This is a genomic window from Streptomyces sp. Je 1-332 (genome assembly GCF_040730185.1).
Lineage (GTDB): Bacteria > Actinomycetota > Actinomycetes > Streptomycetales > Streptomycetaceae > Streptomyces.
In genome coordinates, this window is the sequence record NZ_CP160402.1 from 5,823,900 (window position 1) to 5,838,302 (window position 14,403).

Below are 14,403 nucleotides of genomic sequence, written 5' to 3' on the forward strand. Positions count from 1 at the left end.
GGACCGCGCTCCAACGCAAGACGTGCCTCAAGCGCCCTGCGTCGACGAGACGGACCAGCTGCCGGAATGCCCCGGCGGGAGCGCCAAGTCGCGCCGCACCGCCTGGTAGTAGCCCTCGCGCGACGTCCGCTGCCGCTCCAGGAGGGCGGACCAGGCGCCGGGGTCCCGGATGCCCTCGCGCAGGAAGCGCTCCATCTCGATGACGGTGAGGATCCAGACCCGCGCCTTGTCCACCACGTCCGGCGTACCGAGCATCAACAGCGCCTCACCGGCCGGATCCCGCGCGATGGCGGCCTCCGCAAGGTGCGGAGCCGCTTCCTCCGGGGTCAGGGGATGGGGGTGCGGGTCGTTGCCGAGGTGGGCCGCGACGCGGTAGGTGAGCGTGACCGTCTGCTTCACGACGCGGGCGTAGTCGCCGTAGACGGCGAGGCGCCGCTCCTCCCAACGGGCAGCCTGCTCCCGCTGGAAGCGGGCCCGGTCACCGCGGGTGATCGCCAGATACGAACCGAGCGCACCGACGATCACGCCTATCAGGGCGGGCAGTTGCTGTACGAAGTCCGACACGACGGAACGCTATAGGAGTACCGAGCCACCCACCCACCCCCCTTGGCACTACGGGGCAATCGGGCGGGTGGGCGGGAAAACATCCGCCGCGAAGCGGCGGCACGAATACAGCCCAAGGCTCAGGAGCCAGCAAAAATCAGGAGCCAGAACGAATCGCGGAAATGTCGAACCGCAGCTTGATCCTGTCGGAGACAAGAACCCCGCCCGTCTCCAGCGCGGCGTTCCACGTAAGGCCCCACTCCGAGCGGAGGATCTCCGCCTTGCCCTCGAAGCCGACCCGCTCGTTCCCGAAGGGGTCCGTGGCCGAGCCGTTGAACTCGAGGTCGATGGCGAGCGGCTTCGTGGTGCCGAGGATCGTCAGATCACCGGTGATGCGGTAGTCGTCGCCGCCCAGCGCCTCCGCCTTCGTGGAGCGGAAGGTCATCTCCGGGAACTCGTCGACCTTGAAGAAGTCCGCGCTCTTCAGGTGACCGTCACGGTCGGCGCTCCCCGTGTCGATGCTGGCCATCTGCACGTCGATGGAAGCGGTGGACTCGGCGGGGTCCGTGCCGTCCAGGTGCAGCGTGCCCGCGACGTCGGTGAAGGAGCCCTTGACGTTCGTGACCATGGCGTGGCGGGCGACGAAGCCGATCGAGGTGTGCGAGGGGTCGATCGCGTACTCGCCGGTCAGGGCGGCCAGCTCCGGGTTGACCGGAGCGGTTGCGGTAGCGGTGGTGGTTTCGTTGTTACGGCCGAAGAGACCCATGACTGCTCCTTGGGGGACGAGCTGCGAGCTACGAGGGAGTTGGCTGTCTGTTGAATGTTCAACGAGATTGACTCTAACGCGATTCAGTTCAACATTCAACCTATGGCGGAGCGTGGCGAAGTGAACACGCATGGCTCCGCGCGGCGAGCACCGTTGTGAGGTGTCTCTCACGCACCCCTTTGTTGGATCCCTACAGCCATAGACGGCCCTGAGCAGTCACTTCGCGTGTACAGCGGAGGGCTTCTGTTCGGGGGTGCCAGGAAAACGGGCCGGAGACTGTGCAGAGTCGACGGTCCGTTTCCATGGGCCCGCTTCGTAAGGTCACTACATGACCGTTTTGGACGACACCGCTTCTTCTCCCGACGGCGAGCCCACCGATGCGCGTGGGCGCGTGGCCGAGCTGCACGCGATCCGTGCGGAGGCGCTGCGCGGCCCGAGCGAGAAGGCGACGAAGGCCCAGCACGCCAAGGGCAAGCTGACCGCGCGCGAGCGGATCGAGCTGCTTCTGGACGCGGGGTCGTTCCAGGAGGTCGAGCAGTTGCGCCGGCACCGGGCGACCGGGTTCGGCCTTGAGACGAAGAAGCCGTACACGGACGGTGTCATCACCGGCTGGGGCACGGTCGAGGGCCGCACGGTCTTCGTCTACGCCCACGACTTCCGTATCTTCGGCGGCGCGCTGGGCGAGGCGCATGCCACGAAGATCCACAAGATCATGGACATGGCCATCGCGGCCGGTGCCCCGCTCGTCTCCCTGAACGACGGGGCCGGTGCCCGTATCCAGGAGGGCGTCTCCGCGCTCGCCGGGTATGGCGGCATCTTCCAGCGCAACACCCGGGCTTCGGGCGTCATCCCGCAGATCAGCGTGATGATGGGCCCGTGCGCGGGCGGCGCGGCCTACTCGCCGGCCCTGACGGACTTCGTGTTCATGGTGCGCGAGACCTCGCAGATGTTCATCACCGGACCGGACGTGGTCCGCGCGGTGACCGGCGAGGAGATCACGCAGAACGGCCTCGGCGGCGCGGACGTGCACGCCGAGACCAGCGGCGTCTGCCACTTCGCGTACGACGACGAGGAGACCTGCCTCGCCGAGGTCCGCTACCTCATCTCGATGCTGCCGTCGAACAACCGCGAGAACCCGCCCACCCACGAGACGGACGACCCGGCGGACCGCCGCTCGGACGTCCTGCTCGACCTGGTCCCGGCCGACGGCAACCGTCCGTACGACATGGCCAAGGTCATCGAGGAACTCGTCGACGAGGGCGACTACCTCGAGGTCCACGAGCGCTGGGCGCGCAACATCATCTGCGCCCTGGCCCGCCTGGACGGCAAGGTGGTGGGCATCGTCGCCAACCAGCCGCAGTCCCTGGCCGGGGTCCTGGACATCGAGGCCTCCGAGAAGGCGGCCCGCTTCGTCCAGATGTGCGACGCCTTCAACATCCCCATCGTGACGCTCCTCGACGTCCCGGGCTTCCTGCCGGGCGTGGACCAGGAGCACGGCGGGATCATCCGCCACGGCGCCAAGCTGCTCTACGCGTACTGCAACGCCACCGTGCCGCGTATCTCGCTGATCCTGCGCAAGGCCTACGGCGGCGCGTACATCGTCATGGACTCCCAGTCCATCGGCGCCGACCTGACCTACGCCTGGCCCACCAACGAGATCGCGGTGATGGGCGCCGAGGGCGCCGCCAACGTCATCTTCCGCCGGCAGATCGCGGCGGCCGAGGACCCCGAGGCCATGCGGCAGAAGATGGTCAAGGAGTACAAGGCCGAGCTCATGCACCCCTACTACGCGGCCGAGCGCGGACTGGTCGACGACGTGATCGACCCCGCCGCCACCCGCGAGGTGCTCATCAGCTCCCTCGCGATGCTCCGCAACAAGCACGCAGACCTTCCGTCGCGCAAGCACGGCAACCCCCCGCAGTAGTCCTGCAGTAGCCCACAAGGAGAACGCTGCACATGAACACTCCCGACATCCGCGTCGAGAAGGGCCATGCCGAGCCCGAGGAGGTCGCCGCCATCACGGCGATCCTGCTGGCCCGTAGCGCCGCCGCCACCGCGCAGGCCCCCACGCCCCGCCGAGGCCGCGACAAGGCCGGCTGGCGCCGCCTGGAGCGCTCGCCCGGCTTCCGCGCCCCGCACAGCTGGCAGGGCTGAGCCCCACCGCCTCACAGCACTCAGCAGGGCCCCGCACCGACTCCCGGTGCGGGGCCCTGCCATATCCCTCCACGACGGCTTCACGGGGCGCCGGCGCCGCATCCGACCCGCTCGCAGACAAAGACGACGGGCCCCGCACCCACCTGAGGGTGCGAGGCCCATTCGCGTACGGGCAAGGACCGCTAGCGCAGCCGCGCCATCAGCGCGTGCTCCACGAGCGTGATCAGGCCGCTCTTGGCGTCCGCGCGGTGACGGGCGTCCGTCGTGATGATCGGAGTGTCCGGGCCGATCTGCAGCGCCTCGCGCACCTCGTCCGGCGTGTACGGCTGGTGGCCGTCGAAGCCGTTGAGGGCGATGACGAAGGGCAGGCCCGAGTTCTCGAAGTAGTCGACCGCCGGGAAGCAGTCGGCGAGACGGCGGGTGTCGACCAGGACCACCGCGCCGATCGCGCCACGGACCAGGTCGTCCCACATGAACCAGAAGCGGTCCTGACCCGGCGTACCGAAGAGGTACAGGATCAGGTCCTGGTCCAGGGTGATGCGGCCGAAGTCCATGGCCACCGTGGTGGTGGTCTTGTCCCCGGTGTGGGTGAGGTCGTCGATGCCCGCGGAGGCGGACGTCATGACGGCCTCGGTGCGCAGCGGGTTGATCTCAGAGACCGCCCCGACGAACGTGGTCTTGCCCACGCCGAAGCCGCCCGCCACCACGATCTTCGCGGAGGTGGTGGAGCGGGCTGTTGCTCCGCCGCTAGAGCTTGCGAAGTCCACTGAGCACCCTTTCGAGCAGTGTCACGTCTGGCTGGCCGCCGGCGGACTCGTCGCCGCCAGGCTGATGGATGGCGACAAGTCCGGCCTCCGCCAGGTCGGCTACGAGGATTCGGGCGACGCCGAGAGGAATGGTGAGAAGTGCCGAGATCTCAGCGACTGACTTGATCTCGCGGCACAGATTGCAGATCCGCTGATGCTCGGGCAACTGGCCCTGCAACTGGTGCGGTTGGGCGGTGGTGTGCACCAGCGCCTCGATGGCGAGCTGGTAACGGGGCCTGGTGCGGCCGCCCGTCATGGCGTACGGGCGCACCAGGGGGTTGCTCGCAGCGGGCGCCGACTCGGGCGCGCGTCGCTGTGGTTGCACTGGCTGGATCCTGGGGGTGTGAGGCTGCTCGTACGGGCTCTGGCGGGGGCCCGGCTGCTGCGGCTGCTGGTAGGGCCTGCGGTGCTGGCTGGGCGCGGAGGGGAAGTTGTAACGGTTGGGCGCCCCGTCGTGCGGCCCCTGCCCCTGGCCGTGACCAGGCGACCAGTTGGCCGATGACGAACCGTCCGGGGGTGTTCCTGAGCCTGCCACGTACTCCTCCTCCGACTGTGCCGGGCACCATCACTCTGGAGCCGCGTCCCGAAACCTTACGGCCACGGGACGCGAAAACGCACCGTACGTCTACTAGTTGAGAAGGCTCCCCTGCAGCTCCGCACGCAGGTCGGGCGTGAGGACGGTGCCCGCACGGTCGACAAGAAGTGCCATCTCGTACCCAATGAGACCGATGTCCGCATCCGGGTGGGCGAGGACGGCCAGCGAGGATCCGTCGGAGATGGACATAAGGAAGAGAAATCCTCGCTCCATCTCCACAACGGTCTGGGTCACGGAACCACCCTCGAAGATCCGGGAGGCCCCGGCGGTGAGGGAGGTCAGACCGGATGCGACGGCCGCGAGCTGGTCGGCCCGGTCGCGGGGGAAGCCTTCGGACATCGCCAGAAGGAGTCCGTCGGCGGAGACCACCACCGTGTGGGACACCCCAGGGGTGTTGTCCACGAAGTTGGTGATCAACCAGTTCAGGTTCTGCGCCGCCTGGCTCATCGGGCTCACACTAACGCTCCTGGTTGTAGGTGCTGTCAGGTCCACCGTGGTGATTACCGGTGTCCTGGCCATTCGTGGTGTCACTGCCTGCGCTGCGTCCCCGCTGGACGCCGCGGCGCAGGTTGCTCAGCCGACCCCGAACGTCCTCGGGGTCGCGGGAGACCTGGGGGCCTCCCTGTGGGGTCTGTTCCGCCGTGCCCTCGACCAGATTGGCCTTGGGGACCCGCTTCGGGAGGCCGGACGGGGTGACTCCACCCGCCTTGGGCTCCTTCAGCGACTCGGCGCGCTGCCAGCGGTCGTCGTTGGGCGACGAACGCCAGTTGTTCTCGCTGTTGCCATTGTTCCCGAAGGCGTCGCCGGTGGTGTTCCCGAACGCGTCGCCCATCGGGGCCGACGCGCTGTCGTTGCCCGCCGCACCGTTGGAGCCGCGGCGCGGAAGACCCGCGGCGGTGGTGTCGTGGACCGCGGACGGAGCCGGCCCGGGACGCTCGAAGCCTACGCGCTCGGCGCCGTTCGCGGGAGCCGCCGGACCGGATTCCGGTTCCGGAGAGTACTCGCCCCGATACGCGCCCGCGTTGTCGTCGAAGCCGCCGCGCGTGGGCCAGTCGTCCTGGTGAGAGCGGTCGGGGTAGGCGACGAACGGCTCGGAGACGGCACCCGTACGAGCGGCGTGGTCGTCGTGACCGGCCTCCGTATAGGGGGCGTCCTGGTAGCCGTCCTGCGCCGGGTAGTACGCGTCGTCATACGCCGGCTGCGCGGCCTGACCCTGGTGGTAGTCGTCGTACGCCGGTGCCTGCTGGTCGTACGCCGGGTCGTAACCGCCCTGCTGCTGGTCGAAGCCCTGCTGCGGGTCGATCTCGTCACGGAAGAGCGGTCGGCCGTCACCGGACTGCGCCTGCGCCTCCAGGGCGGCACGCCGCTCCTCACGCATCAGCGAGCGGCCCACCGGGTCGAGGTCGGGGGAGTCGGCGTCGCCGTTGTAGCGGCTGTCGTCGAAGCCGAGCTCGGCCGCCGTACGCATCGGCTGGTGGTTGAAGGCCGACTGATCCGGAGCCTGCTGCTCCGGCATGATCGAGGAGACCGTGAACTCGGACTCGGGCAGCTGGTGCTCGCCGCCGCCACCGTGCGTGATCCCGTCCGGGAGCATGACGAGCGAGGTCGTGCCCGCCTGCTCGCCCGAGGGACGCAGCTGGACGCGGATGCCGTGCCGGTCGGAGAGCCGGCCGACCACGAACAGGCCCATGCGCTGGGAGATCGCGGCGTCCACCGTCGGCGGGTTGGCCAGCTTGTGGTTGATGTCCGCGAAGTCCTCGGCGGTGAGGCCGATGCCCTTGTCGTGGATCTCGACCATGACGCGGCCGTCGGGAAGACGGGTCGCGGTGACGCGGACCTTGGTCTGCGGCGAGGAGAACGTGGTGGCGTTCTCCAGGAGCTCGGCGAGCAGGTGCACGAGGTCGGTCACGGCCAGGCCGTGGATCTCGGCCTCCGGGACGCCGGACAGCTCGATGCGCTCGTACTGCTCCACCTCGGAGGACGCGGCGCGCAGGACGTCGACCAGCGGGACCGGCTGGTCCCAGCGGCGGCCCGGCTCCTCGCCGGAGAGGACCAGGAGGTTCTCGCCGTTGCGTCGCATACGGGTCGCCAGGTGGTCCAGGCGGAAGAGGCTCTCCAGCTGGTCCGGGTCGGCCTCGTTGTTCTCCAGGTCGGTGATGAGGGTCAGCTGGCCCTCGATCAGGGACTGGTTGCGGCGCGAGAGGTTGGTGAAGATCGCGTTGATGTTGCCTCGGAGCAGGGCCTGCTCGGCGGCGAGGCGGACTGCCTCGCGGTGCACCTGGTCGAAGGCGCGGGCCACCTCGCCGATCTCGTCCGTGGAGGAGATCGGGATGGGCTGTACGCGGGTGTCGACGCGTCCGGGATCGGTGCGCGAGAGCTGGTCGACCAGCATCGGCAGACGCTGCTCGGCGATGCCGAAGGCGGCGGTCCGCAGCTGGCGCATCGCCTTGGACATCTGGCGGGCCATCATCCCGGCCAGGATGAAGGCGGCGAGCAGCGCGACGACCACGATCGCGCCGGTGATGTACGCGTTGCGCTGGGCGTTGGACGCGATGTCCGACGCCTCGGTCACTGCCTTGTCGGCGAGATCGGACTCGATGGTCCGGTACGCGTCGAACTTGGCGGACGTGGTGGCCCACCAGGCTTCCTTGGTGACGCCCTTGCCGGCGAGCGTGACGCGGGCGCTGGGCTGCGTGCTCGGCAGCGTCGCGATGGCCGAGACCATGTCCTCCGGGGAGGGCGGCGGGACGAACGTCCTGCCCTCGGCCTTGGCGGCGGCAGCGGCCTGCTTGGCCTGCTTCTCGCCGTCGGCCTTCAGCTTCTTCTTGGCGGCCTCGAGCTTGGCGACGTCCTCGGGGGTGCCACCGCCCGTGTACTCCTCGATGGCGATGCCCTCGAGGTAGGCGTAGGAGGAGAGCGCGACCTTCTGCTTGCCGAAGCTGCTCGCGGTCGGTCCCGGCTTGACGAGGAGGTGCATGCCGATGGAGCGCTCGAGGGAGAGCGCGGCCTTCGTCAGCGAGATGGCGTAGACCGTGCGGCCGTAGCTCGTGATGTTTCCGGTGCCAAGACCGAGCTCGTTGGCGAACTCCATCAGGGGGTGCTGGATGGCGACGTAGCCCTCTTCGGTCTGCGCGCCGGAGAGCTTGGAGGTGTACGCGGCCTGGCGCAGGGACTGGAGGCCCGGCTCCACCTTGTGGAAGCCGTCGAGGCGGCGCTTGAGGCCTTCCTTCTGCGGCATGTTCTCGGCGGCGGCGTCGAACTCGTCAGCGGCCTTGTCGGTGGCCTTGCGGGCCGCGACGACGGCCGGGTCGTTCTTCTTGCCGCGCAGCAGCGGGGCCGCGGAGATGTCGCGCTCTTCGATGAGGCGGTTGCCGTAGTTCAGCGAGGCCTGCACGAGGCGGGCCGTGTGCTCGGCGTCCTGGGCCTCGCTCCAGGTGTCGATCGAGCCCTTGACCTGGAAGCCGCCCATGACGAGACCGACGAGCACGGGTATGAGGAGGATCGCGTTCAGGCGGGTCGGTACGCGCCAGTTGCGCGGGGACATTCTTCCGCCGGTGGGCGCCGGCGGCTCCATGCCCTGCACATCGGCGGGGGACGCCGCTGTGCGCGGCGGCGGGGTGAAGTTGCCCCGCGTGTCCCGCGTCTGCGGCGGTGCGGGGCTCGTCTTGCTTCGCCTCACTCGACCAACAACCTCTCGGCGGCGGGACCTACACCGGTCCCGCTGTCGTCTCCAAGGCCCGTGCTACTGGGCAGTTCAGCGCATTCCAGCACGTCAAAGGGTCCTCTACCAAACAGTGGGAAGCGCTGGTTCCGAGTGGTGTAAGCCTCAGATAAAACGGTCAAATAGAGCGAGCCCCGCCAAAAGGCGGGGCTCTTGTGCGCACAGCGACACCGGACGACCGCGACGCGTGGCGGCGCTCGGCGAATTCTCTGTCGAAACGTTATGAACAGAGCGGTCATCCGTGTCAAAGGACACAGACCGCTCTGTGGAATCTACGGCAACTGCCGTACGTCCTCGTCTACTTGAGTCGTGCCATAAGTGCGTGCTCGACCAGCGTGATCAGGCCACTCTTTGCGTCCGCACGGTGTCGCGCGTCGGTCGTGATGATCGGCGTGTTGGGCCCGATCTGGAGAGCTTCCCGCACTTCATCGGGGGTGTACGGCTGGTGGCCGTCGAAGCCGTTGAGGGCGATGACGAAGGGCAGGCCGCTGTTCTCGAAGTAGTCGACGGCCGGAAAACAGTCGGCGAGACGGCGGGTGTCCACGAGCACGACGGCACCGATCGCACCGCGCACGAGGTCGTCCCACATGAACCAGAAGCGATCCTGACCCGGCGTACCGAAGAGGTACAGGATCAGGTCCTGGTCCAGAGTGATGCGGCCGAAGTCCATGGCCACCGTGGTGGTGGTCTTGTCGCCGGTGTGGGTGAGGTCGTCGATGCCCGCGGACGCGGACGTCATGACGGCCTCGGTGCGCAGCGGGTTGATCTCGGAGACCGCGCCCACGAACGTGGTCTTGCCGACGCCGAAGCCGCCCGCCACCACGATCTTCGCGCTGGTGGTGGAGCGGCCTCCGCCGTTGCTAGAGCTTGCGAAGTCCACTGAGCACCCTTTCGAGCAGTGTCACGTCTGGCTGACCGCCGGCGTTCTCGTCGCCGCCGGGCTGGTGAATGGCGACGAGCCCGGCCTCCGCCAGGTCGGCCACGAGGATCCTGGCCACGCCGAGCGGCATGGAGAGCAGAGCCGACACCTCGGCCACCGACTTGACCTCACGGCAGAGGTGGCAGATGCGCTGGTGCTCGGGGAGCAGCCCCATCAGCTGGGCCGGGTCGGCCGTCGTGCTCACCAGCGCCTCTATCGCGAGCTGGTAGCGGGGCCTGGTCCGGCCGCCGGTCATCGCGTAAGGACGCACCAGCGGCTGGTCGCCTTCAATACCGTACGACGCCTGAGAGCCGTACGGGTCGTGAGAGGCGTTGGGCGGGGTCATTGGATCCTCCGGGCGGGACAGCAGGTGGTCTGCGTGCCGTCTGATAGAGCCGGTGGGGGGCACCAGGTTGGCCGGACGGTGGTCAGTACGTTCGGTCGGTGGGGCGGCCGATGGAGAAGATCAGTGCAGCAGGCTGCCCTGCAGTTCGGCGCGGAGGTCCGGGGTGAGGACGGCGCCCGCGCGGTCGACGAGGAGCGCCATCTCGTATCCGACGAGGCCGATGTCGCACTCGGGGTGTGCGAGCACGGCCAGGGACGAACCGTCGGAGACCGACATGAGGAAAAGGAACCCCCGCTCCATTTCCACCACGGTCTGCGTGACGGCCCCGCCCTCGAAGATCCGCGAGGCCCCGGCGGTGAGGGAGGTCAGACCCGACGCGACCGCGGCCAGCTGGTCGGCGCGGTCACGGGGGAAGCCCTCGGACATCGCCAGAAGCAGGCCGTCGGCGGAGACCACGACGGTGTGGGACACCCCGGGGGTGTTGTCCACGAAGTTCGTGATCAACCAGTTCAGATTCTGTGCCGCCTGGCTCGGACTCAACTAACGCTCCTGCTGGTGAGTGGGGAAGCTGCCGGTCTGGCCGGTACCGGCCTGGCGACCCTGCTGGATGCCCCGACGGAGATTCGTCAGCCGGCCGCGTACCTCTTCGGGCGCACGCGAGACCTGCGGACCTGTGCTGTCCTGCTGCTGCTGTGCGGTGCCCGCGACGAGGTTGGCTCGCGGGACGCGGCGCGGCAGGCCGGACGTGGTGACGCCGCCGGCGGACGGCTGCCGGACGCGCTCGGCCTGGCGGCCCAGTTCGTCGTTCGGCGACGTGCGCCAGGAGGCGGCGCTGCCGTTCGTGACGTTGCCGCCGGTTCCGTTGGCCGCCGGGGAGGGGGCGGAGGGTGCGCCGGGCGCCGGAGCCGGGCGCTGGGGCGCGGCCGGGTTCTGCGGCTGCCGCGCCTGCGGCCTCGACGGGAGGGGCGACGACGGCTGCGGGCGCTGCGGCTGCTGCTGCTCGGGGGCGTTGCCCTGGGGCGGCTGGTGCCCTTGCTGCTGCTGTTGCTGTTGCTGCTGGAACCAGTTGGTCTCCAGCGTGTCGAACAGCGGGGTGCGGCCGTCCCCGGGACCGGCGGGCGGCAGACCCTCCGGCTGCGCGGGCTGCTGGGGCTGGGGCTGCTGCGACTGCTGGGGCTGCTGCGGGACCGGGGGGATGCCCTGCTGGCCCTGGTTCTGGCCCTGGTTCTGGCCAGGGCTCTGGCCGGGGTTCTGACCCCGCCGAGGCGCCCCGCCGTTGTCGTATCCGGGGGCGCTGGTGCCGGGGCGCTGGAACTGACCCGTACCGGAGGAGGAGCCCTGGCCACCGCCGAAGACGTCCGGGCGGACGAACTGGCCGGTGCCCTGCTGGTCCTGGCCACCCTGCTGCGGCGAACTCGCCCCGGGCGGCGGCCCGTTGAAGTCAGGCCGCGCGAATTCCGCGGTCGAACCGGGCCCCTGTGTGGGGGCACCGGCCGAGGGGTGCGGGAACTGTCCCGTGGACTCCGGCTCCTCGTGCCCACGCGGGGTGTCGAACGGCTCACGCGATATCTGCGGCTGCGCGTTCTCGTCGCTCCAACTGGGCACGCGCGGCTGCGGGTTGCCCCCGGGAAGCTCGGCACGCGGACCACCGCGCGGCGGCAGCTGCGGCCGACGCCCCTGGTCCCCGGCGTCGTTCGCGGAGGGGTTCACCGGACCGGAGGGGTTCCCGGGCTGCCCGGCCGGATTCACCGGGTTCGTACGCTGCTGGGGCACGGGCGGCTGCGGCACGGAAGCCTGACCGCGGCCACCGCCCTGGCCGCCCCCGAAGAGGCTGCCACCGGACGAGCCCGGGGCGCCGGCACCCTGTCCGGGCGGCCCCTGACGAGGAGGCTGCTGACCGGACTGCGGGCCCGCGGGAGCGGACGGCGAACCGTTGCGCGGCCCCGGCCCCGCGTCACGCGAGGGCAGCGCGGCACGCGGCCCCGCACCGGTGACCTGGCCACGGGGCGGACCGGCACCGAGCCTGCCCTGGGAGCCCGCGGGACCCGAGCCGGGCGCACCGTTTCCGGGGGAGCCGTTCCCGGCGCCCACTCCGCGACGCGCGGCAGCGGCACCCGCCGAGGCCTGCGCGGCGACGGGGCCGCCGCCCTGGCCGGGTACGGGCGCACCGGGCTTGTTCGGCGCCTTCTTGCCGCCCTGGGCGACATCGATGGGCAGCATGACGAGCGCGGTCGTGCCGCCGGAGTCCGAAGGACGGAGCTGGATGCGGATGCCGTGGCGCTGCGAAAGACGGCCGACCACGAACAGACCCATGCGGCGCGAGACCGAGACGTCCACGGTGGGCGGCGACGCGAGCCGCTCGTTGATCGCGGCGAGGTCCTCGGGCGACAGGCCGATGCCCGTGTCGTGGATCTCGATCAGCACACGCCCGTCGGGCAGCGCGTGACCGGTGACCTTGACCTTGGTCTGCGGCGATGAGAACGACGTCGCGTTCTCCAGGAGCTCGGCGAGCAGGTGCACGAGGTCGTTGACCACGCGTCCGGCGACCTCGGTCGTCGGGACCGCGGAGAGCTCGATGCGCTCGTACTGCTCCACCTCGGACGCGGCGGCACGCAGCACGTCGACGAGCGGGACGGGCCGGGTCCAGCGACGGCCGGGCTCTTCACCGGCGAGAACGAGGAGGTTCTCGCCGTTACGGCGCATGCGGGTCGCGAGGTGGTCGAGCTTGAACAGCGAGGAGAGCTGGTCGGGGTCGGCCTCACGCGACTCCAGCTCGGAGATAAGAGACAGCTGGCGCTGGATGAGGCCCTGCGAACGGCGCGAGAGGTTGGTGAACATCGCGTTGACGTTGCCTCGCAGCAACGCCTGCTCGGCGGCGAGGCGGACGGCCTCGCGGTGCACGTCGTCGAAGGCCGCGGCCACCTGGCCGATCTCGTCCCGGGAGTGCACACCGACGGACTCGACGGAGGTGTCGACATCCTGCGGGTCGGCCTCGGAGAGCTGCTTGACGAGCTCGGGCAGCCGGTCCTGGGCGACCTTGGTCGCGGTGTCCTGGAGGCGCCGCAGCGAGCGGATCATGGACCGGGCCACGACGAAGGCGCCGACGAGCGAGACACCGAGGACGAGCAGGATCAGCGCACCGTTGAGGATGGCGGCCTGCTCGGACTCGTTGCGCAGCTCGCGGGCCTTCTGCTCCATCTCGTTGAGCAGCGTGAGCTCGATCTTGGACATCGCGTCGATCTTGGTGGTGTCCTCGTCCACCCAGTCCTTGTACGAGCGCTTGTCCTGAAGCTTGATTCCGCCCTCTTGACTCAGCACGCGCTTGGCGTAGGAGTCGGCGCCCTTGATGGAGGAGTTGCCGCCGCTGATGGGCTTGGTCAGCTCGTCGGCGTTGCCCGAGTAGATGCCCTTGAAGGCGTCCAGCTCGGAATTCTCCTTGTCGAGTGCGGAGAAGCCGTAGCGCCGGTCGGTCTCGGAGATCTTGCCGAACGTGCTGTCGCCCGCGGGGAGCGAGGCGGCGATCACGGCGCGCTGCACCGAGGCGTACTCCTTGGCGGAGGAGAAGGCCGTCAGGGCACGGGTGCGCTGGATCATGTCCGGGTTACTGGTCGCCTGCGCCATGTCCGAAGAGAGGGACAGCAGCTGCTCGACGAGCTGGCTGTAGGCGTCGACCGTCTGCGACGTCGAGTTCGAGTCGTCGTATGCACTCTTGCGTACGTCGCTGATCTTCTGGAGCTGCTGAGTGATCTCGACGGTGTTCGCGCGGACGCCCAGGAGGCCCTTGTCCTCGTCGGTGTTGTCGAGGTCCTGCGTCTCCTGGAGGAAGCGGTTGTACGCGCGGTCCGTCTTCTGCCGCGCGCCCTTGACCACGTAGTCCGAGGAGCTCGCGCCGTGCGCGAGGGGGCCTGCCGAGCGGTCGCGCTCCTCCTGGAGCGCGGAGGCCAGCTCGGTGGCGCGCTTGGTCATGTCGGTCAGCAGCTTCATGTTGTTGAGCTGCTGGATCTCGTCCATGGACTCGTTGATGCGGAGCGCGCCGAGCGAGGTCGCGGTGATCACGGGGAGCGCGAGCAGCGAGACCAGTCGGGTGGAGATGCGCCAGTTGCGCAGGGCTATTCGCGAGCCCGGTCCTGTGGGCGACTTCACCGTGCCCGTCGAGCCGCCCGATTTCGTGTCGGCCGGGGGCAGACTTCCGCCACCGACGCCGCGAACAGCTCCGATGCCGCTGTCGCCGGACGGCGCCTGCCCCGGGTTCTGGGCGTGCTGGGCCGAGGCGCCGCGGTCTGTCCCGCCGCGCTCCGGCTCCGCCGCAGCGCTGCTGCCATCCCTCTTGAAACGTCCCTGCACTAGCGTCGCAACCTCTGGACCAGGCGTCCCTCCGCTGAAACGGCGAGACGGTGTCGGCGTCGTGGGGCGCAGAACGCCCCATGGTGGTCGTGAGTGACCGGCGCTGGCTCCCCTTTCCCGCCGCCACTCGGCGCTGCGTTGCGCCCCTGCGCGCCGGTTCGATCCCGCGGCGGTCCCGGGAATTCCAGCACAGTGCAGGATCTCCAACA

12 protein-coding genes are annotated in these 14,403 nt (G+C 69.5%); 2 read left to right on the top strand and 10 right to left on the bottom strand.

Annotated features, from left to right (window positions below; translation table 11 throughout):
* Positions 1 to 27: 27 nt before the first annotated feature.
* Both ABXJ52_RS26450 and ABXJ52_RS26455 read right to left on the bottom strand, forming a co-directional pair.
* On the bottom strand, positions 28 to 564 hold the full coding sequence (locus tag ABXJ52_RS26450; RefSeq protein WP_367045164.1) for a hypothetical protein: 537 nt from the start codon (positions 562 to 564) through the stop codon (positions 28 to 30).
* Positions 565 to 700: 136 nt separating this feature from the next.
* Positions 701 to 1,309 carry a YceI family protein gene (locus ABXJ52_RS26455; RefSeq protein WP_367045165.1) on the bottom strand — a complete coding sequence of 203 codons (609 nt, stop codon included), beginning with the start codon at positions 1,307 to 1,309 and terminating at the stop codon, positions 701 to 703.
* A 328-nt stretch (positions 1,310 to 1,637) separates the two neighbouring features.
* Between ABXJ52_RS26455 and ABXJ52_RS26460 the strand changes: the two genes are divergently transcribed.
* Both ABXJ52_RS26460 and ABXJ52_RS26465 read left to right on the top strand, forming a co-directional pair.
* Positions 1,638 to 3,233 carry an acyl-CoA carboxylase subunit beta gene (locus ABXJ52_RS26460; RefSeq protein WP_367045166.1) on the top strand — a complete coding sequence of 532 codons (1,596 nt, stop codon included), beginning with the start codon at positions 1,638 to 1,640 and terminating at the stop codon, positions 3,231 to 3,233.
* Positions 3,234 to 3,265: 32 nt separating this feature from the next.
* Positions 3,266 to 3,463, top strand: a complete 198-nt coding sequence (locus tag ABXJ52_RS26465; RefSeq protein WP_367045167.1) for an acyl-CoA carboxylase subunit epsilon — start codon at positions 3,266 to 3,268, stop codon at positions 3,461 to 3,463.
* Between the two features lie 182 nt (positions 3,464 to 3,645).
* On the opposite strand, the gene ABXJ52_RS26470 is transcribed toward ABXJ52_RS26465, so the two are convergent.
* The 8 genes from ABXJ52_RS26470 to ABXJ52_RS26505 form a co-directional block, all read right to left on the bottom strand.
* Positions 3,646 to 4,230, bottom strand: a complete 585-nt coding sequence (locus ABXJ52_RS26470; RefSeq protein ID WP_190084708.1) for an ATP/GTP-binding protein — start codon at positions 4,228 to 4,230, stop codon at positions 3,646 to 3,648.
* The gene (locus ABXJ52_RS26475) at positions 4,211 to 4,804 is read right to left on the bottom strand and encodes a DUF742 domain-containing protein (protein ID WP_363212490.1); all 594 of its coding nucleotides are present in this window, start codon (positions 4,802 to 4,804) and stop codon (positions 4,211 to 4,213) included. The genes ABXJ52_RS26470 and ABXJ52_RS26475 overlap by 20 nt, the downstream gene beginning before the upstream one ends.
* A gap of 93 nt (positions 4,805 to 4,897) precedes the next feature.
* Positions 4,898 to 5,311: a roadblock/LC7 domain-containing protein gene (locus tag ABXJ52_RS26480; RefSeq protein WP_135330751.1), complete on the bottom strand. Its 414-nt coding sequence runs from the start codon at positions 5,309 to 5,311 to the stop codon at positions 4,898 to 4,900.
* A 10-nt stretch (positions 5,312 to 5,321) separates the two neighbouring features.
* Positions 5,322 to 8,543 carry a nitrate- and nitrite sensing domain-containing protein gene (locus ABXJ52_RS26485; protein ID WP_367045168.1) on the bottom strand — a complete coding sequence of 1,074 codons (3,222 nt, stop codon included), beginning with the start codon at positions 8,541 to 8,543 and terminating at the stop codon, positions 5,322 to 5,324.
* A gap of 340 nt (positions 8,544 to 8,883) precedes the next feature.
* Positions 8,884 to 9,465: an ATP/GTP-binding protein gene (locus ABXJ52_RS26490; RefSeq protein ID WP_367045169.1), complete on the bottom strand. Its 582-nt coding sequence runs from the start codon at positions 9,463 to 9,465 to the stop codon at positions 8,884 to 8,886.
* On the bottom strand, positions 9,446 to 9,850 hold the full coding sequence (locus ABXJ52_RS26495) for a DUF742 domain-containing protein (RefSeq protein WP_367045170.1): 405 nt from the start codon (positions 9,848 to 9,850) through the stop codon (positions 9,446 to 9,448). The genes ABXJ52_RS26490 and ABXJ52_RS26495 overlap by 20 nt, the downstream gene beginning before the upstream one ends.
* Before the next feature lie 120 nt (positions 9,851 to 9,970).
* Positions 9,971 to 10,390 (bottom strand): roadblock/LC7 domain-containing protein, encoded by a 420-nt coding sequence (locus ABXJ52_RS26500; RefSeq protein ID WP_098244998.1) that lies wholly within the window; start codon positions 10,388 to 10,390, stop codon positions 9,971 to 9,973.
* Complete coding sequence (locus ABXJ52_RS26505) at positions 10,391 to 14,194, bottom strand: nitrate- and nitrite sensing domain-containing protein (protein WP_367045171.1); 3,804 nt, start codon at positions 14,192 to 14,194, stop codon at positions 10,391 to 10,393.
* Between the last annotated feature and the right edge of the window lie 209 nt (positions 14,195 to 14,403).

Bases quoted from the DNA above. Each gene is read 5' to 3' on its own strand.
- ABXJ52_RS26455 (WP_367045165.1), bottom strand. From the start codon at position 1,309: ATGGGTCTCTTCGGCCGTAACAACGAAACCACCACCGCTACCGCAACC.
- ABXJ52_RS26460 (WP_367045166.1), top strand. From the start codon at position 1,638: ATGACCGTTTTGGACGACACCGCTTCTTCTCCCGACGGCGAGCCCACC.
- ABXJ52_RS26465 (WP_367045167.1), top strand. From the start codon at position 3,266: ATGAACACTCCCGACATCCGCGTCGAGAAGGGCCATGCCGAGCCCGAG.
- ABXJ52_RS26480 (WP_135330751.1), bottom strand. From the start codon at position 5,311: ATGAGCCAGGCGGCGCAGAACCTGAACTGGTTGATCACCAACTTCGTG.
- ABXJ52_RS26495 (WP_367045170.1), bottom strand. From the start codon at position 9,850: ATGACCCCGCCCAACGCCTCTCACGACCCGTACGGCTCTCAGGCGTCG.